Here is a 19911-nt window from a genome sequence, read left to right on the forward strand (position 1 = left end):
TTAAATACTGCTTCAGCCTTCTTTAATACGGCGCAGCAAAGCAAGCGATTCAACACAGGCTGCGGCTGCTTCACGCCCTTTATTATGTACGTCAGGCAAGGCACGCTGTGTTGCCTGGTCTTCTGTATAGGTCGTCAGTACACCAAACGCGACAGGCACTTCGGTCTCGAGCGAAGCCTGCATCATCCCGATTGTTGCGCCAAGGCTGATAAATTCAAAGTGAGCTGTATCTCCCTTAATGACGCACCCAAGGCAGATGACACCTTCGTACTTACCGGTGCGGGCCAGGGTCTGCGCCAGTAAAGGCATTTCAAAAGCACCAGGGGCAGAGAAAATATCCTGTGCGGCTACTGTAATGCCGTGCTCACCCAGCCATTCAAGCGCACCATTACACAGCCCTTCAGTAATGGTTGTATTAAAACGGCTGACAACCACTGCAAGGCGCGGTGACGGAACAAGTTTCAGCTCAGGCAAAGAAGGGGTTACATAGGTACTCATAACATTTTCCTCTTAATAACACAGTGTTATTACACAGCGTCTGATGGTTCACTCACGGCAGAAAAACGACTAAAGCGATGCCCCATCCGTTGCCGTTTTGTTTCCAGATATTCGCGGTTAAAGCGGTTAGGAGCGATTTCTATCGGCACCCTCTTACTCACCTCAAAACCCTGCCCCTCAAGGGCTTCAACTTTATCCGGGTTATTCGTCAGCAGTTCGAGACGGGTAATGCCAAGATCACGTAAAATAGCAGCCGCTGCTGTCCAGTCACGTGCATCAGCCTCGAAACCCAGCTTATGATTCGCATCGACCGTATCAAATCCGGCATCCTGCAATTCATAGGCGCGAATTTTATTGGCAAGGCCAATCCCCCGCCCCTCATGGTCACGTACGTAAACCAGAATGCCCGAAGAGGCCTGTCCAATTCTGTTCAGGGCAGCATGAAGCTGAGCCCCGCAGTCGCACCGTAATGAGCCCAGAGCATCCCCCGTGACACACTCCGAGTGTAAGCGTACCAGCGGCACTTCACCCTGTGCAGAAGGATCACCCTTCACAAGAGCGACATGCTCAACGCCGGAGCCATCACGAAAGGCATGAATACGCAGAGCATTACCCCCATATTCACTTGGTAACGCTGAAACGGCTATTTTTTCCAGTGGTGCTTCAGACTGTATGCCCGAAGGTTTCAGCTCTTCTTCATAGGGTGCAAGAGCGCCGTTACCATACTGACTGATCCACTCCACCAGTTCAGCAATCGAGATAATCGGCATGTCATGCTTATGACCATAAACCTCCAGCTCAGGGCGCCGGGCCATCGTGCCATCGTCATTCAGGATTTCACAAATAACTGCGGCAGGACGTAAGCCCGCCAGCTTCATGATATCAACAGACCCTTCAGTATGACCGATACGTTGCAGAACGCCACCATCTGCCGCCCGCAGCGGGAAGATATGCCCTGGTGTTGCCAGGTCAGCTGCTGTGGTCGTTTCGGCCGCGGCAACCTGCACTGTCAGGGCACGGTCGGCCGCTGAAATACCGGTGCTCACCCCTTCTTTAGCTTCGATTGAAACAGTAAAGCCCGTTTCATGACGTGACGTATTTTTGCTCACCATCATAGGCAGGCCAAGGCGGTCAATATGCGCCCCTTCAAGCGGCAGGCATACCAGGCCCCGTGCATGAGTGATCATAAAATTCATTGCAGCCGGGGTCATAAACTCTGCGGCCATAACAAGATCGCCTTCATTTTCACGATCTTCATTATCAACCATAATGACCATACGTCCGGCACGAAGTGCTGCGACTGCCCTGAGCAGGGCTTCAGATGGGGCCGCACCCGAAACATCAGGTTTTTTCATTTGTTCTGACATAAAACCTCCACGTATTTCGCAATGACATCAACCTCAACATTCACCGTATCGCCTGGTGAGAGCGTACCAAGTGTGGTGTGCGTCCATGTATGTGGAATGATCATAAGAGAAATCGTAAAGACATCATGATCTGCCGCGCCAATCTCATTAAGGGTGAGGCTTATACCATCGAGTGTGACTGACCCTTTTGCCACCATATAACGACGCAGAGATGAAGGGACTTCAAAGATAACCTGATGGGCATCTCCCGACGGAGTGCTGCTGACAAAACGGGCTGTGCCATCAACATGGCCCTGTACAATATGCCCTGACAGGCGTGTGGCAGGGGTTACGGCACGTTCGAGATTAACCCGCCCGCCTGTTTTCAGTTGCCCGAGTGCTGTGCAGTTCAGTGTTTCACTACTGATAAAAAAACGGGCGACACCGGTTGGTGCCGGCTCAACTGCGGTAAGGCATACACCATTCACAGCTATGCTTTCGCCCTCGGCGATATCCTTAAAGCCTGTATCCACTTCTGCGATCAGTGCTTCTTCTCTGGCTTCAGCCAGAAGAACATGCCCCAGTGATTCTATGATTCCGGAAAACATACCTGCTCCTGTTGACAGTGTACCCACTCCGGAAGCAGTGCCAGCGGGGTCACATTTTGACGTTGAGAGATAAAATACTGATCCTGCGCCTCTGCACCCTGACGAATAGTCAGCCAGTCATCCCACAGATTATGCTGCCTGAGCGCTGCCAGAAGACGTGGGCCAGCCTCAGCCATAAGCCACATGGCACTGGTTTGCGCGAGCAGCGCCGGCAAATGAGTCAGATCAGAACAAAAACGAATATCAAAACAGGCACGACGCTGATCGAGCCAGCTTTGAGGCAAAGCATCCTGCTGACCACAGATAACCAGCAGGCGACGAACATGCTCATGGTCAGGAACATGGCGCACCGTGAATGACGGCAAATCGGCCAGAATAGTGCCTGTACCAGTCAGAATACCATCCGTCATACGGCGTATCCTGTGAGCGAATGTTAAAGAAGCAGAGGACGTAAATGTTGTCTGACCGGCAGGAGGCACCATACTCCCCTGCGCGTTAAGTGCCTGCTTTACTGTGATCCACGGACGCCTGTGTATCTGCTTACAGGCGAAAGGGGCCAGAAGCGCCTGACAACGTGCAAAAACCTCAGCTGCTCCACCAGCCTCAGCAAGCCAGCGCACAGTAAGACCCGCCTGTGCAAGACGGGCTGCGCCGCTGCCATCAACACGCGGGTTTGGGTCCCGACACCCGATCCAGACTGTTTTAACAGGAGAATCCAGCAAAGCCTCAGTGCAGGGCGGCGTGCGCCCGGTGTGATTACACGGCTCTAACGTAACAACAGCAGTACGCACCCGTTCTATAACACCTGCCTCACGCGCCTGCTGCAGAGCAAGGCGTTCGGCATGCAGCTCACCCGCCCTGTGATGCGCAGCAACCAGGACGATCTCGTCATGCTCATCAAGCAAGGCACATCCAACAGCAGGGTTAGGTGCCGTCTGCCCGACAAAACGGGCGGCCTCAGCAAGAGCTGTACGAAAAGCATGCAACACTCTGGCCGACATTATGACGGAATTATTCTGAGAAGAAACCCTCTCCGGCACCCCGACACCTCCATTACTCGCCTTACGACAAGACATCACTATGGGGCGCAACAAGAGACACCGCGCCTCTCCGCCACAACAGCAGAAAGGACACCAGTTTCCTCGTTCTCTCTCATCCGGACTTTAACCGTCGGCTCCGGAATTGCACCGGTATCTGCTGACCCTGCCAGAGGCAGGCGCTCGCGGGCTTGTGGACGAACCACTTACCGCCGGTTGGGATTTTCACCTCACCCCGAGAACGTCACACTCACTGAATGTTCCAGCGAATGTATTTTTACAATGGGTATATTTTTCGCAGGTTGCAAGAGCATGACACGGTAAAAGCGGATAAAATAAGATATTCTTATGGCTGTCATTCCCAAACCGGAATAAGAAAATCCCGATAATTCATATCGTCTCCCCTTGCATCAGATAACATTGCATGAAAACTATAATGACCTTCTATGCACAGAAACTGAAACACCATGCCGACACATCCCCCCTCATCTCCTGACACTCAGGATAAGCAGGACGACACACAAAACCCCTGCCGGCGTGATTTTCTTGAAATGACCGCAATAGCAGGTGCCGTAACAGGTGCTGCAGCCTGCGCTATCCCCTTTCTCCAGGGGCTTCTCCCTCCGGAGAGCTTTTCAGAGCATATGCCTGTGGACATTGACCTGTCGCACCTGACACCAGGGGAGCAGCTCGTCACGACATGGGAGAATAAGCCGGTGTTTATTATACACCGCACCAGGGACGACCTCATCACCCTGCAGGAGAAAACTCTCAGAGAACAGCTGCGCGACCCTGACTCTCAGGTTCAGCAGCAACCAGCCTATGCCCGCAACTGGCACCGGTCACTCAGCCCTGAATATGGTGTTTACGTTGGCATATGCACGCATCTGGGGTGTGTGCCTTCGTATAGTCCATCTGTCGGTGACAACCCGGAGCAAAATAAAGGGCATTATGTATGCCCCTGCCATGGCTCACATTTCGACCTCGCCGGCAGAGCTTTTAAAAATGCGCCGGCTCCATACAATCTGCCCGTGCCACCTTACAGCATGATATCCCCCACCCACTTAAGGCTTGGTGCCAACCCTGAGGGCGAGACTTTCAGTTTTTCTACGATTGTTCAGATCTGAACGACAGGGAGTTAAAACCAGTCACGCTCCTGCGCGACATAGGTGTCGTAAAACTCCTCATCTGTTTTACAAATATAAATAATAGCTTCAAAAAAAGCGACCGCGTAGATCACAACACCCGGAAGCCCGAGAAAAGTAACGCCTACAACGCTGACCAGCAGCATAATGAAGCCTGCTTTTTTGTAGCCCAGATAAAATTTATGAATACCCAGCACACCAAACAGCAGTGCAAGAACACTGGCCACAACACGGTTTCGGCCCTGAGTAATGGGCGTCCCCTGGGATGAGGGTTCTCTCTGTGGAAAATTAACAAGAACGGGCAGGACAAATACAGACGTAGCGGCCTCTCCCTTCACTTCAAAATCAACTCCGGCGCCAGGAATGAGAAGTGAGGTATCAGAATGCACGTCAGCAGACCCAAAATGGTAACGCTGCTCATTATTACCACTAATGAGGCCGTCTCCACTCACAGAATCATATGTAAGAACTGTCCCGCGCATATACACTCACAGAAAATACTATTGTAATTTCTCAATAGCACGAAAAGAGCAGTTTAAATCTAAAAAATGCTATTTACGTAAGTTTTTCTCTCTTCTGATGCGGTAAAGAGTCGGCAGGAGCATAACAGCCGGAACAACAAATATACCAGGCACAACAAGCCAGGGCAGCGCTTCAGATATATCAGCTCTGGCACCCCACAGGGCCCAGCAGCAGGCTGCAGCCCATGTAAACAGATAAACCCACACACCTTCAGGCAAACGGCGGGTAACCAGATAACCTGACACTGTAAAACCTACGCCCATAAAAAAACAGTAAAATGATTCACCACAAACGATAAAATATACCCCGGCACAGGCAAGGGGAACTCCGAGTATCAGGAGAGTAATAGAAAAAAACTCTACCAGCCACTCATTAACTATTTTGGGAATTTGAATATACATATCTTCTTAAAACCAGAAAACCGTGCTGCCTTTTAAAGCGCAGAAAAACCAGGTCAACCCCCGGCCAGTATTTTATTATGATGCTCCTGATCTACACCTTCACCAAAGCAAAGTGCGCACCACAATAAAAAATATAATATGTTATTTCCATCTGTTTAAAATAAGATAAATAATCTTCCTTGTTATATAAAAAGTAAGATTATAGTGTATATTAACAAAAAAAATAATTCATAGTTTTATAAAATAATGCTTTTCATCTTTTGTTTATCTGGGTGTGAATGCGATATTTATGGCTAACACACATTAATGATTGCAAATAATTAACTTTGTAAGTAAAAAATTCAAAGCCGATCACAATATTTTTCATGATTGTAATATGTTGTGATCAACAAGGCAAATCAGGGTACACATAAAAAAGCGGAACCTGAAGGCCCCGCTTGTTGTAACACACTATATACGACAGAAAACTTCAAATCGCGAAGAATGTTTCCTGCAGATACTGCCATAGCAAGGGCTGCTCTGCTGTACCTTTACGGAACATAACAGCTGATCCACGCTCATCGCGCTTACCATTCTGTGTCTGAATTTCTTTATAGGTTACAAAATACCCGTCAGAAAATGAAGCTCTGACAACAACATCCTCAATTTCCATTACCAGACCAGGGCGTGAACCAAAAAGCTTCGGCAAAACTTCAGCGAAAGTATCACGCGCAACCGGCCGGCCTGCAGCTCCAAGCATAGCATAATCTGGTGTAAAGTGGTTCAGAATAAGCTGAGGGCTGGCCTCACCCTCCCCGCGAAACCAGCTCTGCAATAAAACATGCAGATCAACGATTTCTTTATGTGCCGCAACTTTCAGATCCATAGGTCTCTCTTCTTCTTTGTAATCTTAAAATGACTTACTCTTTCATCAGCACAGAGTAAGTCGGCATACTTTCAACCCAGCCATTTTGAAGCGGGGCAACAAAGACGTTTTCTGTACGGGTACGGGCAATTTTCCATACACCATCAACTTTACGAAACAGGTTGTTCAGCCGGCTTGAGCGCAGCAGTGACGACCCGTCAGAAAAAACCCAGGGCTGGCAATGAATCCACTGCCCATCTGCTTCATCGCCCTTTACATGAATCTGCTCAGACGTCAGATAATGCGCGTTCAGCAACAGAGCCGGATCGCGCTTCTGCCCCCAGAACCCGTTAAAGTGGTTACGAATTGCTTCCTTACCAACAGCGCGGCCAAACTGGTTATCGTAATACTCACCAACACCTTCCCAGATTGCATCCTCTGTGTAGAGATCCATAATCAGGTCAATACGCATGGCATCATCTGTCACCCCATATTCAGGGCATGGCGTGTCACACAGGAACATATAGCGCGCCTGAATACGACGAATGTCAGCTTCAGCTTCAAGCACCTCAATACGTCGCTCAAGCGCGCTGAGACGTGTTGTGAAATCTGCCTCATTAACCGTCATCGTTATACATTCCCATTATTGAAGCAAAGGACAGGCGCAGGCAGTGAAGGCAGAACTGTTTCCGCCCAGGCGGAGTAGTTCAGCAGCTCTTCATCCGCACCAAAGCCTGCGAGCAGCTGCACACCCACCGGCAGGCCATTTTTACCCGTCAGACCAGGCAGAGTGAGTGTTGGCAGGCGCAGCAATGTCCATAACCTGCTGAAAATCGGGCTGCCTGTGCCTTCAGTCAGCAAAGGTGCCTCCCCCGGTGCAGCGGGAGCCAGCATGACAGTGCCGGGTGTTGCAAAAGCTGCTATAGCCTCGCGAAGAGCCTGCGCTTTTTCCAGTGCGGCACGGTATGTTGCGTAGGAAATCTTTTGTCCGGCTTCGAGCAGGCCTGTAATCTGCTGGCTGAGCATGTCGCGCTTATGTGTATATTCCCAGGCAAGAGCCTGTGAGGCCTCATAACTCATAATCGTAATGTGCAAAGCCGCAGCATCAGAAAATACTCGCATATCCAGCTCAGTCACAGGGACATGAGCCCCCATAAGAGCGGCTGCTTTTTCTACCGCATTATGCGTACTCTCATCAGCTTCATCCCAGTGCGGTGTGCGGCACAGCAGCACACGCTCAGGCTTCGTCGCAGCAAGTGTAACAGGTGCAGCAACCGGCCCTTTTAACACCGCATCAGCAAGAGCAGCCGTTGCAACATCGCGCGTCACAGTGCCTAGCGTGTCAAATGATGGTGCCAGACTTTTGACACCTGCAGCGGCATAACGACCATAGCTGGGTTTAAAGCCAACAATACCACAATATGAGGCGGGACGTGTCAGGGAAGCGGCTGTCTGCGAGGCCAGACCAATGTCAACAATACCAGCAGCGACCGCAGCGGCTGAACCTGTTGAAGAGCCGCCAGGCGTATGTGCCGGACCATAAGGATTAACTGTGGCACCAGGGCGGAAAAACGCGAACTCTGTTGTTACTGTTTTACCGGCACAAAGTGCCCCGGCATTACGCAGCTGTGTGACACAGGCTGCATCTGCCCGCGCATAATTCCCTTCATAAATAGCAGAGCCATGACCAGTCACATAACCAGCCATATCAATGATATCTTTTACTCCGACGCTGACCCCTGTCAGCGGACCGGTTTTTGCTGTCGCTGCATCAGAGCGAATACGCACCGGATCATAAGTCGTAAAAGCTTTCACATCAGGCTCGCATGCTTCAAGACGCCTGATAAGAGCCGCAGCATGATCCTGCGATGTCACCTGTGGCTGTGTCATAATCTGTGTCTTCCTGATGGGTAATAAAGGAGTGAAGGCTTATGCAGCGAGGTCGAAAGCACCCCGGAAGTAAACGAGAGGCTGGCTGCTCTGATCCTGATGAAATTCTATGCTTTCAGGCCGCGCCAGAAAGATTTCATGCGTGCCACCACGCAGGGTTTCAACGACACTTACGCTTATCTGCACCAGAGCGTCTTTGACAAAGAAATGCCCGTTCTCATCTCTGACACAATACTGATCGAAGGACTTACCCTCTGACCGGCCGGCAAAATGCATGGCCATGTCTTTCTGATCGCTTCTCAGAATACTGATGCCGAATTTCCCGGTTTCTTCAATCGCACGACAGGTCGCACTTTTATGATGCAGGCAGATCAGCAAAGTCAGCGGATCGAGTGAAACTGAACTAAACGCGCTGATAGTGGCACCACACTCGCCCTCAGTGCCACGCGCGGTAATCACGGCAACACCGGTTGCAAAATGAGACATAGCACTACGAAATGCGTCAGATGTAACCGAAGTCATGATAGTGTATTCCTTTCCCAAAGATACAACTACAGATGTGCATTTTATATTTCAGGCATCAACCACAAGAAGGGGTGAGCGCGAACGTGAGCAGCACAAAGCAATCTGATCACTGCGTTCATCATCTGTCAGATATTCGTCACGGTGCTCAGGTTCACCTTCCAGCACGCTGACGACGCAACTGCCACAGATACCCTGCTCACAGCTGACGTTAACTTTAACGCCCACTCTTTTCAGAGCGTTAATGATGGTTTCATCAGGTTTAACCTCAACCCTCACGCCTGACTTAGCGGCAAGAACCTCAAAGCCTTCACCACCCGTAACAGGCTCAGCAGAAAAGGCCTCACGGTGCAGGTTCGATCCGGCATAACCCAGTGTTTCGCCTGCTGTAAAAACGGCATCCATCAGACCAGCCGGACCACAGGTGTAAACATGCGTACGGGTTTTATCAGCGACACCACCGAGTACCTCACCCGGAGAGAATAACGCATTCTCAGGCTGGCTGCAGTCATGAACAACAACTGAATCAGCAAACGATAACGAAGCCAGAAAAGGTGCAAAAACCGGGCTGCGTGCTGCATAATGCAGTGCAAATGATGTGCCTCGGTCATAAAGCTCGTAAGCCATCGCAATGAGAGGCGTAATACCAATACCGCCACCCACCAGCACAGCATGTGTGCCATCTTTTGCCAGCGGGAAAAGATTACGTGGTGCACCAATCGTCAGCGTCGCACCAGGCTTTACAGTAGCGTGCACCGCACGTGACCCGCCCCGTGAGGCAGGTTCGAGCAAAACTGCCAGACGATAGCACGAACGGTCTGCCGGATTGCCGCACAGAGAGTACTGACGCACAATATCATCGCCGAGAAACAGGTCCACATGCGCTCCTGCCTCCCACTCCGGCATGGGCGAAGCATCGGGCATACTTACGGAAAACGACAGTACGTCACCAAGCTGTTCAACACTGTTCACTTTAACCGCAAAAGACTGCGGAACCTGTCTGTCTGTCATCGCATATAAAGTCCGCTGTTAATGTCGATAATAGAGCCGGTCATTGCCCCGGCATCAGGACGGGCCATTTCAGCCACCATTCGCGCCACGGTTTCCGGCCGTCCGGGTTCACCTGTGGGCAGGCTGGCAAAGGCTCGTTTTGCGTTTTCTGCCCCGATTGTTTCAGCAACTGACGGCAGGTCAAGCGGGCCAGGGGCTATAGCATTAACGGTAATACCGTGTGGTGCCAGGTCACGGGCAAACACTTTTGTCAGTGTATGCACCGCTCCCTTTGATGCGGCATAATGTGCCCCTGTTGCTGTGCCACCGTTCTGCCCGGCAAGAGAGCCGATATTGACAATGCGGCCGCTTTTATCAACAGCACGCAGACGTCGCGCAAAACGCTGACTAACCAGAAATGTGCCGCGAAGATTAACCGAAACAATGCTGTCAAAGCTGCCCATGCTAATTTCGAGCAGTTTTTCTGCTTTCATAATGGCTGCATTATTGACCAGCAGCCAGGGCAGACCACAACGCTGCTCAACGACATCGAGAGCCTCTTCAACCGCAGATTCAGATGAGACATCAAGCGTAATGGCTATCGCCTGATCGCCAATCTCGTCAGCTGTTTCCTGAGCCTGAGCTCCATCAATATCAGCAATAACAACCTTATACCCTTCAGAGACCAGGTGCCGCGCAATGCAGGCACCCAGCCCCTTACCACCACCGGTGATAAGAGCGACGGGCATCAAAGGATGTAGCTCACAGCGGTCAGAGCTTCAGTCGATGTCAGGAGGCTGACGATTTTACGATCAATTTTGAGACCAGCATCAGTTTTCACCAGATGGAAGGTCACATTAGCTGAGTAATAGCGCTCACGCCCCTGACGCAGCTCTGTGAGCATCTGTGCGCAGCGCACAACACATTTTGTCTCATCAGCCTCAAGCATGCGATAACGCCCGTGCATGCGCACCGTGCGTGCCGGTGGCATGGCTGAAATAGCACGCCCACCCAGCAGACGCGTCACACGGTTTTGACGCATTTCTGCATTATCATATGCATAATTCAGTGTTTTTTCATAATCCGTTGCATCCGGATCAATCGGAACAATATAGAGACCTTCAGGCGTGTAGAGAGACAGCCACTCTTTAAACTGACCATAGTCAAGCAGGTCGGCCTCAAGAGTAATGAACTCAATTGCATCGTTGAGAGTAATGCTCATTGTGCAGCCTCCTCAGCAGCAGTTTCACAGGTCAGGTCAACCAGCCACTGCTTGTAGGCAGCGCGCATGCCGGTTTCAGCAGTGACATCACTGAACAGGTTACCGCTTTCACGCTTTGCTTCATGGTCAAGACCACGGTTAAGCAGAATGTCGATGTTATAACCGGCCAGAGCACCACGCTGCACACGGTCCCAGGCTTCAGAATCATCAGGCGTACCAAAGCCCATCGGCCCCTGGAAATGCTCATGCAGGCGCAGACGCACTTCGTTAGCAATATCAGGCCCGCCATCCATACCAATCGCGATATGACGTATTTCTGTCTGATCAACAGCAAGCGGACGCAGCACACGGAAGAAAGCCATTGAGCAGGCGACATTAGGATAGAGGTTAAGGTTAAAGCCTGAACCACCAACAGCTCTTACGATCTGCCTTACTTTCTCAGGCGGATAGTCTTTAGAAAGAGCATCTGCCAGCTCCTGAAAACGCTCCGGAACAGGCGCATCAAGGTTTTCTTCAAGGTCAATCAGCTCAGGGATCATGACCATCACAGAGTGACCATTACCCAGATCTTCAACAAAACCATCGCCTTCAACAAAGTCGAAGATGTTCTGTGTTTCGTTATCAACGGAATCAAGGAATGATTTATGAACAATCGGGAAGTGATAAGCGTCGGTCGTGTTTTCGAGCTGAATTTTCCAGTTACCAGGGAAAGTAAATTTATGCTCACCCATGGTTTTAACCGGCCAGCCTGCACCCTGCTTCATAAACAGGTCGATCCAGATTTTTGCCGGGCCAAGCCATTCGTCAAGCGGCATGATATCCTGGTTAAACGTCGCAAAAATCATACCGTTATATTCTGCAACCTTTAAAGACACGAGCGGCAGTTTGCTCTTATCCAGGCTCTCACCATAGCCTTTGGGCTGGGGCACAGCACGCAAAGCACCATCCTGCCCATAAGCCCAGCCATGATAAGGGCAGACAAAGCTGGCTGTTTTGCCACTTTTATGCTCACACACCGTTGCTCCGCGATGGCGGCAGCGGTTCAGCAGCACATGCAGCTCACCCTTACGGTCGCGTGAGACAATAACAGGATGCTGACCGATGAAGGTGGTTATAAAGCTTCCTGGTTCAGGCAGGTCACTGCGATGCGCAACCCATATCCAGTTACGCTTAAAAATACTGTCCATCTCCATATCGTAGAGAGCGGCATTATTATAAATTGAACCATCCGCACGGTCTTCATTTACCAGGGATGCGGGATCTGGAAGAATGGTCATATTTTTTCATCCTTACTCTGTATAGTCAGGCATATTGCGACGTGTCTGGCCCTGGAAGCCTCAGGGGTAACCGGGCCGTCCCCCGCGTCCAAGTTCTACTTTTCCGGCTGCTTCATAATTGCCGGAAGCCATAAAGGCATGCTGTGCAACGACTGCGCAGTCCTGCAGGCAGCGACCCAGAATATGGTCAGCCTGAACAGCGGCAATCCCACCGATTGTGAAACATTTACGGGCCACGCTGAAAGAAGCCTGGGCAGCATGAGTTGCAGCCAGACGCACAGCATTTGCATCTGCTTCGGTGGCACTCTCTCCTGCACTCAGGCGCGCCCAGACGTTATGGGTTGTCTCATAAAAAAGCGCACGGGCGGCAGACAGCTCTGCCTCAGCCTCACCCACCAGCAACTGCACATAAGGGCGGTCACCCAGAGCCGGCGCACCGGTGATAGAGCGACGCTCTCCCATAATAAGAACTTCGTTAAGAGCACGCCGGGCACAACCCAGCCCGACCACACTCAGCACCTGAGCTGCAAGAGCAAGAGAGGGGTAAGCATAAAGCGGGCTTTCAAGAGTGGGCTTACCACCGCGGGTAAATGTCCATTCTTCTGATACAAAGACTTTATCCACGACCACATCATGGCTGCCTGTTGCGCTCAGACCAATTGTGTTCCAGGTTTCATCAATCGTTACTGCAGAAGCTGGCATAACAGCCGTGCGGGGCAACCCGCTGCTTTCACCTTCTACGGCGATACCGACACCAATCATCGATGCTCCGGTGCACCCGCTGGCATAAGGCCAGCGACCACTCACCACAAAACCACCGTCACCAGCCTGCACTTTTTGCGGCGGGAAGATAGCGCCGGCAAACACGACATCCGGCCCGTCGGCATAAAATTTATGCAGGGTTTCAAGCGGTAAAGCTGCAAGATACGTTGCTGACACACCAAAGCTTGCCACCCAGCCGCATGAGGCATCGGCTTCAGCTATTGTCTCTACGAGGCCAAGAAAATCAGCCGGACCAAGCTCGAGACCGCCAAACTGTTTTAAAACCAGAGCACGATACACACCAATAGTGCGAAATCTGTTTACAATATCCTGAGGAATACGGCGCATGGCGCGATAATCGAGGGCATTTTTCCGGATGATCGCCAGCGTCTCTTCAAGGACACCGCCTTCCAGAAATACCTCTGCCGCCCGGGGAGAATTATTAAGCATCTGTATATTCTCGATCAGTCACGGGAACAGGTGTTCTGCCCCTCAGTTCACCATGGACTTGCGGAACAGACTGCTCCGTGTCCTCTGATTTTTGTCTACGTTATATTGCTATCCATTTCAAGTAAATTTTCTATCGATATCGAATCGATTTTAGCGAACATCTTTTCGTTTAAAGTGCCGGATTAATCACCATTTTTACGAATCAAACTCAGAAAAACCCTTTATTTTTAATTGTAAAAAATAGTTTAAGTTCTTTCGGTCACATTAAAATAAACTCTGCGGCGCAGTTTCCTGCACCTTCTGTAAAAAACAAAATTTTATACATGAACATTCTCTTGAAAATGAAAATTATCACCCTTAATGTCATTGCTGTTTCGATATAATACATCCCCCGACCGGACCACCCCCATCATCATAAAGGTCGTGCCATGCCTGAAATTTCTATTTTGCCTGCCGTCCAGACTTTTATAGAGCAGACACACCAGCTCTATATTGATGGCCGCTATACACCGGCGCAAAGCACTGACACGCTTGCTGTATTCAACCCGGCTACAGGCCAGCAAATCAGCTCCGTTCCCAATGCTTCAGCAGAAGATGTTAATCGTGCTGTTACTTCAGCGCACAAGGCATTCACATCAGGTGTGTGGCGCAACCTGCCCCCCTGCGCACGTGAAGCCACCCTCCTTAAACTCGCAACTCTGGTCGAGCGCGACGCAGAAATTCTGGCGCAGCTGGAAACACTTGAGCAAGGGCAGTCTGTCGTTCTGTCACGCATTCTCGAAGCAGGTGGTGCGTGTAACTGGATACGTTATGTTGCCGGACTTTCTACTAAAATCACCGGTCAGACACTGGATGTTTCCATACCTCTCCCACCCGGGGCACGTTATACAGCCATGACCCGCAAGGAGCCCGTGGGCGTTGTCGCGGGTATTGTGCCATGGAATTTCCCCCTGTTAATCGCTGTGTGGAAAGTCCTGCCGGCACTGGCTGCCGGCTGCTGCGTTGTCGCCAAACCTGCTGACACCACTCCGCTGACGCTCCTTTATCTGGCACATCTGGCAACTGAAGCCGGCGTGCCAGACGGAGTTTTTAATGTTGTCACCGGTGCAGGCACAACAACCGGGGATGCGCTTATCCGTCATCCGCAAATTGCAAAAATCAGCTTTACCGGCTCAACTCCTGTCGGCAAACATATTGCCGCTGTCAGCGCGGATCGCCTGACCCGCCTCTCTCTCGAACTGGGAGGGAAAAACCCGGCTCTGGTGCTGGCTGATGCCGACCCTGAACAGGTCATTTCAGGCCTTGCTATGGCAGGCTATATAAACCAGGGGCAGGTCTGTGCCGCCTGCTCACGCGTATATATTGAAGGCCCTCTGTTTGATACCATTGCCGAAGGCCTGAAAAATGCTTTAGCCAGCATGAAACCCGGCCCCGGCATGGATGAAACAACACAGATTAATCCGGTTGCGTCTCTGGCTCACCAGCAAAAAGTTCTCAGCTATATTCAGGATGCCGTTAATGCAGGCGCTGACATTGCATGGGGACAGGAGCCACCACAAAATGGCGGTTTTTATGTACGCCCGGCCCTGATCCTCAATCCCGACCCATCACTCAGACTTGCACGAGAAGAAGTGTTCGGACCTGTCATGACCCTTACACGCGTAGAAAGCGCTGAAGAAGGTCTGGCTTTAGCCAATGACTGCGAGTTTGGGCTTGCAGCCAGTGTCTGGACCCGCAGCCTGGCACAGGCAATGGAGCTGCCGCCTCGCATGCAGGCCGGCACCGTATGGGTTAACAGCCACGTTATGATCGACCCCAACATGCCTTTTGGCGGCGTTAAAAACTCTGGCCTTGGCAAAGATTTTGGCACCGGCTGGCTCGATGCTTTTACAGAAACAAAGGCGATCTGCATCCGCCACTAACAGAAAAGGTTTATTCCGCTATGCGTCGCCCCCTCTCCTTTTCTGCCCGGCGCCGCCTTTCAGGGCTTGGTGCCGCCATCGCTCTGAGTGCAGCTGCCCCCGCGGCTGCACAAACTCCGGAGCCTGCTGCTGCAAACTGGCCTATGCATGGCCGCACAACGACTGAGCAACGTTTCAGCCCGCTGAAGCAGATTAATACCGAAACAATTTCCCGCCTTGGCCTGGCCTGGTATCAGGACTTTGACACCCTGCGGGGCCAGGAAGGCACCCCCCTGGTTATTGACGGGGTGATGTATGTCACCACTAACTGGAGCAAGGTAGAGGCTGTTAAAGCTGATACCGGCGAAGTTTTATGGCGCTATGACCCGCGTGTACCTGGCAATGTTGCCGTGCGCGGGTGCTGTGATACGGTCAACCGCGGAGCAGCTTACTCTGACGGTCGTGTCTTTGTTGGCACTTACGACGGCCGCCTTCAGGCACTGGATGCAAAAACCGGCACCCTGCTGTGGAGCGTCAACACCATACCTGAAGAGGCCACACTGGGTGGCATTCGCTCCTACACCATTGATGGTGCACCCCGCGTAGCCAAAGGCGTTGTGATTATCGGCAACGGCGGCTCAGAATTTGGTGCGCGAGGCTTTGTCTCTGGCTTTGATGCGAAAACCGGTGCGCTGAAATGGCGTTTTTACACTGTTCCGGCCCCTGGCAACAAACCAGATGGTGCAGCATCAGACAGCGTGCTGCACAACAAAGTTTACAAAACATGGAGCCCGACCGGGGCCTGGACGCAATCTGGCGGTGGTGGCACCGTATGGGATTCTATCGTCTATGACCCTGAGACCGACCTCGTTTATCTGGGCGTTGGCAATGGCTCACCCTGGAACTACAGCATACGTTCAAACGGCACAGGCGATAACCTCTTCCTTGGAAGCATCGTTGCCGTTCGGCCAGAAACTGGTGAGTATGTATGGCATTTTCAGGAAACACCAATGGACCAGTGGGACTTTACAGCCTCACAGCCCATGATGATTCTTGATCTGATTATTAACGGGCAAAAACGCCACGTGCTGGCACAGGCGCCTAAAAACGGCTTTTTCTATCTGCTTGACGCCGCCACAGGTGAATTTATTTCTGCTACACCTTATACATTCCTCAACTGGGCGAAGGGTGTAGACCCGAAAACAGGCCGGCCTAACTTTGTGCCTGATGCTTTATGGTCACTCACAGGCAAAACATGGATGGGCATTCCCGGCTCGCTGGGAGGACATAACTGGGCTCCTATGGCTTATAGCCCTGACACTGGCTATGTTTATATACCGGCGCAGCAGCTGCCAGAACCATTCCATACCGAGAAGAACTTTAAGCTCCATAAAATGGGCGTTAATCTCGGCATTGATATGGCTGGTCTGCCAGATGACCAGAAGATTATCGATGCCGTTGACAGTGGCCTGAAAGGCTGGCTTGAGGCATGGGACCCCGTTGCCCGCAAAGTTGCCTTTACTGTGCCACATGCAACACCATGGAACGGTGGTGTACTGGCAACAGCAGGTAACCTGGTGTTTCAGGGGCTGGCTACGGGTGGGTTTGAAGCATATGACGCCCGCACCGGTAAACCTCTCTACCACTTTGATGCTCATAGCGGCATTGTAGCGCCACCGGTCTCTTACGCTGTGAATGGCCGTCAGTATATTGCCGTTGAAGTGGGCTGGGGTGGTGTATTCCCCCTGATGGGTGGTGCCATGGCGCGCTATGCCAATAAAAGCGTTAACCACTCCCGCCTGCTGGTGTTTGCCCTGGACGGAAAAGAAACTCTGCCCCAGGAGACACATACCGGCCAGATACCCATTCGCACAACGGCAACATTTGACCCTGCACATGCAACCAGAGGGTATGACCTTTACCAGCATTTCTGCATGGCCTGTCACGGCGACAATGCTGTTGCCGGCGGCGTACTGCCTGACCTGCGCTCATCAGGCACGCTGGACAGCAAAGAGGGTTTTTATGCCGTTGTGGGCCGTGGCGCACTTGAAAACTATGGCATGGTGGGCTTTTCAAAAGTCTTAACCCCACAGGATATCGACGACATCCGGCAGTTTTTAATTCGCCGTTCACTCTCCCAGAAACCTCAGTAATATCAGCCATAATCACCAGCATAAGTGTTAAGGAGGCTGCTCAGCACCCCTCCTTAACACCCTGGCTGGCTGCTGCACGCAGCAAACTTCTATAAGATAACTTCACACACCCCGGTAAAAACGCTAGGGAGAAGGCAATATTCAGGAAAGTGAGACGTGCAGTGATCAGAAAAAAGACCAGCAAGACATGGCGCTCTGCTGACCCCCAGGACCCTCTGTTTTCTGCTGACTCCTCACCTTTTTTCCACCTGGCCCGACTGGTGGGGCTGTATCAGCTCCGCATGGATACACACCTCAAGCGTGTGGGGATGGATATGTCGCGCTGGCGTGTGCTTGCCATTCTGCATGAAGAAGAATGTGCCCCGATGAGCCGCATTGCTGAGCTGGCAGTGTTTCGCATCTCAACAACGACCAAGCTTATCTACCGTATGGAAAATGAAGGCCTGACGAGCACATCTGTCTCAGAGCAGGATGGCCGCGTGACGGAAGTACGCCTGACCAGTAAAGGACGTGAAGCCTTTGAGGGAGTGCGCTCTGTTGCCTCGCTCATTTTCGAACGCGCTTTTCATGACTGCGATGATGATGAGATACAAACTCTCCTCAAAATCTGCCGTAAACTATATAACAATCTTTATTAAAAAAATGGCCCCTGCATTTAAGGTAAAATTATTACCCGCAATACAAAGGCCACTATATACTCTTTAATTTTTAACAGACCCTCTTCAGGCTGCCTGTTCTCTCACTCCCGTGCTTACTGCGTCGTAAACATGCTGATGGTGCTGCTGCGCACCATAAAGCCTGCGATATGACGGCATGCATAGCAGCAACAGAACACCACCCAGAACACTGGCTGTGCCGGCAACAATTGCCATAGACAAGCCAATGGCAAGCGGAGACTGAAACACCCTGTCATTAAGCATACCGATCAGAATTGACCCGCCTGACAACCCACCTATCGCGTTACAAAACAACATAGTGGCTGAGAAACGTGCCCGCATCGGCACCGGCACCACAATCTGAAGCACAGTTGCTGATGGTGGCATGGGGAAAGAAGCAAAAAAGAATGCCAGTGCAAAACATGGCACGGCCAGATGACGGTCAGTTGTCAGAACACTGATAACCAGAGGCACACACGCAAGGAACGCGCCTGTAACAGCAACAATCTGCGATGCACAGACCACACCACGGTGCGTCAGATAGTCAATGCAGCGCCCGCTGGTAAATACCCCTGCACTGCCGCAGATAATAACAATACTGCCCAGTACCAGGCCAAGCTCTGTGTGGCTCATATGGTGGATACGCATCATCTGTGCTGGCATCCAGCTAAACAGAGAAAACAATGTCACAGCCAGCAGGGTGTAACCCAGCATATGCAGGCTGAAAAACATTTTATGTTGCCGGAAAAAAGCAATGGCCTGTGCCGCAGGTACGTGCGGCCCGGCAACACGACGCTGAGCCGGCTCGCGCACACTTGTCGCAATGATCAGCCCCAGAAGCAAACCAGGTAAACCAACAACCAGAAAGCACACCTGCCAGGCATGAAGAGAGGTCATGTTATAATGCTGCGCAACACTTAGCAGGCTGCCACCAAACAGAAACGCACAGCCCGAACCGAGAAAAGACCCCAGAAAAAAAACTGAGAGTGTACCTGCCAGTTTTTCTTTTGGTACAATATCAGCCAGATAGGAATAAACAGCCGGGGCAAGAGCGGCCTCTCCCAGCCCGACAAGCACGCGACACGTAAAAAGCGACCAGAAACCGTTACAAAGACCACAGGCCATTGTTGCAAGGCTCCACAGAATGACGCCTGCCACAATAATAGGCGGGCGAGGCTTGCGGTCACTCAGACTGGCCAGCGGAAAACCAAGAACAGCATACAGAAGAGAAAATGCCAGGCCATTAAGGCAGGCAAACTGCGTATCACCCAGATGCAAATCCGCCTGTATCGGACCAATCAGCAAAGAAAGAATCTGCCTGTCTATATAAGACAACAGATAAGCCAGCATAAATAACGTAATGGCATTCGCCTGCCGCAATCGGCTCATCCCCGGTCTCCATGTCACATAAGATCAGAGCAAAGTAAGGACTGTCATCTCCTGGGCTGATAACATAGTGACCTGTGCAGGCATGACATCAGAACAAGCCCTGCAAAAGAGCATGGTTCACACCACCATCACAGTTGATATTTCACGTAATTATCTTTGAAGAAGAGAGCCCGGAATTTAATTTTCCTTACACTCGCTCTGTTAATTTCGATATCAAAATGAGAACAGAAGCCACCTCCTTTTGTCAATCTATTTTCATTAATGATGAGATAAAAAAAGGATAAAAAAATTATTTATC

The 19911-nt window shown here is 51.2% G+C and carries 20 protein-coding genes and 1 riboswitch; of the genes, 4 read left to right on the forward strand and 16 right to left on the reverse strand.

Going from position 1 to position 19911, the window contains the following annotated elements:
* Nucleotides 1–12 precede the first annotated feature (12 nt).
* The 4 genes from ribH to ribD are packed head-to-tail and all read right to left on the reverse strand — an operon-like array spanning nucleotide 13 to nucleotide 3453.
* Entirely contained in the window at nucleotides 13–498 is a 486-nt protein-coding gene (ribH, locus tag HK25_RS03040; protein WP_086554599.1) for a 6,7-dimethyl-8-ribityllumazine synthase, read from the reverse strand.
* A 29-nt stretch (nucleotides 499–527) separates the two neighbouring features.
* On the reverse strand, nucleotides 528–1865 hold the full coding sequence (gene ribB / locus HK25_RS03045; protein ID WP_304528635.1) for a 3,4-dihydroxy-2-butanone-4-phosphate synthase: 1338 nt from the start codon (nucleotides 1863–1865) through the stop codon (nucleotides 528–530).
* Entirely contained in the window at nucleotides 1850–2452 is a 603-nt protein-coding gene (locus HK25_RS03050) for a riboflavin synthase (RefSeq protein ID WP_086554597.1), read from the reverse strand. Before HK25_RS03050 ends, ribB begins: the two co-directional genes overlap by 16 nt.
* Complete coding sequence (ribD, locus tag HK25_RS03055) at nucleotides 2434–3453, reverse strand: bifunctional diaminohydroxyphosphoribosylaminopyrimidine deaminase/5-amino-6-(5-phosphoribosylamino)uracil reductase RibD (RefSeq protein ID WP_086635265.1); 1020 nt, start codon at nucleotides 3451–3453, stop codon at nucleotides 2434–2436. Before ribD ends, HK25_RS03050 begins: the two co-directional genes overlap by 19 nt.
* Before the next feature lie 139 nt (nucleotides 3454–3592).
* Nucleotides 3593–3736, reverse strand: a riboswitch (FMN riboswitch).
* A gap of 220 nt (nucleotides 3737–3956) precedes the next feature.
* On the opposite strand from ribD, the gene petA reads away from it, so the two are divergent.
* On the forward strand, nucleotides 3957–4616 hold the full coding sequence (gene petA, locus HK25_RS03060; protein ID WP_086635266.1) for a ubiquinol-cytochrome c reductase iron-sulfur subunit: 660 nt from the start codon (nucleotides 3957–3959) through the stop codon (nucleotides 4614–4616).
* 11 nt (nucleotides 4617–4627) lie between these two features.
* Here petA and HK25_RS03065 read toward each other — a convergent pair whose 3' ends face one another.
* The 11 genes from HK25_RS03065 to HK25_RS03115 all read right to left on the reverse strand — a co-directional run bounded on the left by HK25_RS03065 (nucleotide 4628) and on the right by HK25_RS03115 (nucleotide 13514).
* A complete protein-coding gene (locus HK25_RS03065) occupies nucleotides 4628–5116 on the reverse strand; it encodes a TM2 domain-containing protein (RefSeq protein ID WP_086635267.1) in 489 nt (162 codons plus the stop codon).
* 69 nt (nucleotides 5117–5185) lie between these two features.
* The gene (locus HK25_RS03070) at nucleotides 5186–5557 is read right to left on the reverse strand and encodes a hypothetical protein (RefSeq protein ID WP_086635268.1); all 372 of its coding nucleotides are present in this window, start codon (nucleotides 5555–5557) and stop codon (nucleotides 5186–5188) included.
* Nucleotides 5558–6026: 469 nt separating this feature from the next.
* Nucleotides 6027–6422 carry a hypothetical protein gene (locus HK25_RS03075; protein ID WP_086635269.1) on the reverse strand — a complete coding sequence of 132 codons (396 nt, stop codon included), beginning with the start codon at nucleotides 6420–6422 and terminating at the stop codon, nucleotides 6027–6029.
* 34 nt (nucleotides 6423–6456) lie between these two features.
* Nucleotides 6457–7029, reverse strand: a complete 573-nt coding sequence (locus HK25_RS03080) for a nuclear transport factor 2 family protein (protein WP_086554591.1) — start codon at nucleotides 7027–7029, stop codon at nucleotides 6457–6459.
* A gap of 2 nt (nucleotides 7030–7031) precedes the next feature.
* The gene (locus tag HK25_RS03085; RefSeq protein WP_086635270.1) at nucleotides 7032–8291 is read right to left on the reverse strand and encodes an amidase; all 1260 of its coding nucleotides are present in this window, start codon (nucleotides 8289–8291) and stop codon (nucleotides 7032–7034) included.
* Nucleotides 8292–8330: 39 nt separating this feature from the next.
* Nucleotides 8331–8813, reverse strand: coding sequence for a flavin reductase family protein (locus HK25_RS03090; protein ID WP_086554589.1), 483 nt, complete (start codon nucleotides 8811–8813; stop codon nucleotides 8331–8333).
* A gap of 51 nt (nucleotides 8814–8864) precedes the next feature.
* Nucleotides 8865–9824, reverse strand: coding sequence for a PDR/VanB family oxidoreductase (locus tag HK25_RS03095; RefSeq protein WP_086635271.1), 960 nt, complete (start codon nucleotides 9822–9824; stop codon nucleotides 8865–8867).
* Nucleotides 9821–10552 carry an SDR family NAD(P)-dependent oxidoreductase gene (locus tag HK25_RS03100; RefSeq protein ID WP_086635272.1) on the reverse strand — a complete coding sequence of 244 codons (732 nt, stop codon included), beginning with the start codon at nucleotides 10550–10552 and terminating at the stop codon, nucleotides 9821–9823. The genes HK25_RS03095 and HK25_RS03100 overlap by 4 nt, the downstream gene beginning before the upstream one ends.
* On the reverse strand, nucleotides 10552–11025 hold the full coding sequence (locus tag HK25_RS03105; protein WP_086554586.1) for an aromatic-ring-hydroxylating dioxygenase subunit beta: 474 nt from the start codon (nucleotides 11023–11025) through the stop codon (nucleotides 10552–10554). Before HK25_RS03105 ends, HK25_RS03100 begins: the two co-directional genes overlap by 1 nt.
* Nucleotides 11022–12302 carry a Rieske 2Fe-2S domain-containing protein gene (locus HK25_RS03110; RefSeq protein WP_086554641.1) on the reverse strand — a complete coding sequence of 427 codons (1281 nt, stop codon included), beginning with the start codon at nucleotides 12300–12302 and terminating at the stop codon, nucleotides 11022–11024. The genes HK25_RS03105 and HK25_RS03110 overlap by 4 nt, the downstream gene beginning before the upstream one ends.
* 60 nt (nucleotides 12303–12362) lie before the next feature.
* Entirely contained in the window at nucleotides 12363–13514 is a 1152-nt protein-coding gene (locus HK25_RS03115) for an acyl-CoA dehydrogenase family protein (protein ID WP_086554585.1), read from the reverse strand.
* 428 nt (nucleotides 13515–13942) lie between these two features.
* On the opposite strand from HK25_RS03115, the gene HK25_RS03120 reads away from it, so the two are divergent.
* The 3 genes from HK25_RS03120 to HK25_RS03130 all read left to right on the forward strand — a co-directional run bounded on the left by HK25_RS03120 (nucleotide 13943) and on the right by HK25_RS03130 (nucleotide 18206).
* Complete coding sequence (locus HK25_RS03120) at nucleotides 13943–15436, forward strand: aldehyde dehydrogenase family protein (protein ID WP_086554584.1); 1494 nt, start codon at nucleotides 13943–13945, stop codon at nucleotides 15434–15436.
* Nucleotides 15437–15456: 20 nt separating this feature from the next.
* Nucleotides 15457–17568, forward strand: a complete 2112-nt coding sequence (locus HK25_RS03125) for a PQQ-dependent dehydrogenase, methanol/ethanol family (protein ID WP_086635273.1) — start codon at nucleotides 15457–15459, stop codon at nucleotides 17566–17568.
* A 161-nt stretch (nucleotides 17569–17729) separates the two neighbouring features.
* On the forward strand, nucleotides 17730–18206 hold the full coding sequence (locus HK25_RS03130) for a MarR family winged helix-turn-helix transcriptional regulator (RefSeq protein WP_233127632.1): 477 nt from the start codon (nucleotides 17730–17732) through the stop codon (nucleotides 18204–18206).
* Between the two features lie 84 nt (nucleotides 18207–18290).
* Here HK25_RS03130 and HK25_RS03135 read toward each other — a convergent pair whose 3' ends face one another.
* Nucleotides 18291–19613, reverse strand: a complete 1323-nt coding sequence (locus tag HK25_RS03135; protein ID WP_086635274.1) for an MFS transporter — start codon at nucleotides 19611–19613, stop codon at nucleotides 18291–18293.
* Between the last annotated feature and the right edge of the window lie 298 nt (nucleotides 19614–19911).

Source organism: Acetobacter sp. DsW_059, assembly GCF_002153695.1.
GTDB classification, from domain to species: domain Bacteria; phylum Pseudomonadota; class Alphaproteobacteria; order Acetobacterales; family Acetobacteraceae; genus Acetobacter; species Acetobacter thailandicus.

Excerpts from the sequence above, each read along its gene's own strand:
- HK25_RS03075 (WP_086635269.1), bottom strand. The coding sequence starts at position 6,422 with ATGGATCTGAAAGTTGCGGCACATAAAGAAATCGTTGATCTGCATGTT.
- ribD (WP_086635265.1), bottom strand. The coding sequence starts at position 3,453 with ATGTCGGCCAGAGTGTTGCATGCTTTTCGTACAGCTCTTGCTGAGGCC.
- HK25_RS03070 (WP_086635268.1), bottom strand. The coding sequence starts at position 5,557 with ATGTATATTCAAATTCCCAAAATAGTTAATGAGTGGCTGGTAGAGTTT.
- HK25_RS03105 (WP_086554586.1), bottom strand. The coding sequence starts at position 11,025 with ATGAGCATTACTCTCAACGATGCAATTGAGTTCATTACTCTTGAGGCC.
- HK25_RS03050 (WP_086554597.1), bottom strand. The coding sequence starts at position 2,452 with ATGTTTTCCGGAATCATAGAATCACTGGGGCATGTTCTTCTGGCTGAA.
- ribH (WP_086554599.1), bottom strand. The coding sequence starts at position 498 with ATGAGTACCTATGTAACCCCTTCTTTGCCTGAGCTGAAACTTGTTCCG.
- petA (WP_086635266.1), top strand. The coding sequence starts at position 3,957 with ATGCCGACACATCCCCCCTCATCTCCTGACACTCAGGATAAGCAGGAC.
- HK25_RS03065 (WP_086635267.1), bottom strand. The coding sequence starts at position 5,116 with ATGCGCGGGACAGTTCTTACATATGATTCTGTGAGTGGAGACGGCCTC.
- HK25_RS03125 (WP_086635273.1), top strand. The coding sequence starts at position 15,457 with ATGCGTCGCCCCCTCTCCTTTTCTGCCCGGCGCCGCCTTTCAGGGCTT.
- HK25_RS03080 (WP_086554591.1), bottom strand. The coding sequence starts at position 7,029 with ATGACGGTTAATGAGGCAGATTTCACAACACGTCTCAGCGCGCTTGAG.
- HK25_RS03110 (WP_086554641.1), bottom strand. The coding sequence starts at position 12,302 with ATGACCATTCTTCCAGATCCCGCATCCCTGGTAAATGAAGACCGTGCG.
- HK25_RS03115 (WP_086554585.1), bottom strand. The coding sequence starts at position 13,514 with ATGCTTAATAATTCTCCCCGGGCGGCAGAGGTATTTCTGGAAGGCGGT.
- HK25_RS03120 (WP_086554584.1), top strand. The coding sequence starts at position 13,943 with ATGCCTGAAATTTCTATTTTGCCTGCCGTCCAGACTTTTATAGAGCAG.
- HK25_RS03100 (WP_086635272.1), bottom strand. The coding sequence starts at position 10,552 with ATGCCCGTCGCTCTTATCACCGGTGGTGGTAAGGGGCTGGGTGCCTGC.
- ribB (WP_304528635.1), bottom strand. The coding sequence starts at position 1,865 with ATGTCAGAACAAATGAAAAAACCTGATGTTTCGGGTGCGGCCCCATCT.
- HK25_RS03135 (WP_086635274.1), bottom strand. The coding sequence starts at position 19,613 with ATGAGCCGATTGCGGCAGGCGAATGCCATTACGTTATTTATGCTGGCT.
- HK25_RS03095 (WP_086635271.1), bottom strand. The coding sequence starts at position 9,824 with ATGACAGACAGACAGGTTCCGCAGTCTTTTGCGGTTAAAGTGAACAGT.
- HK25_RS03085 (WP_086635270.1), bottom strand. The coding sequence starts at position 8,291 with ATGACACAGCCACAGGTGACATCGCAGGATCATGCTGCGGCTCTTATC.
- HK25_RS03090 (WP_086554589.1), bottom strand. The coding sequence starts at position 8,813 with ATGACTTCGGTTACATCTGACGCATTTCGTAGTGCTATGTCTCATTTT.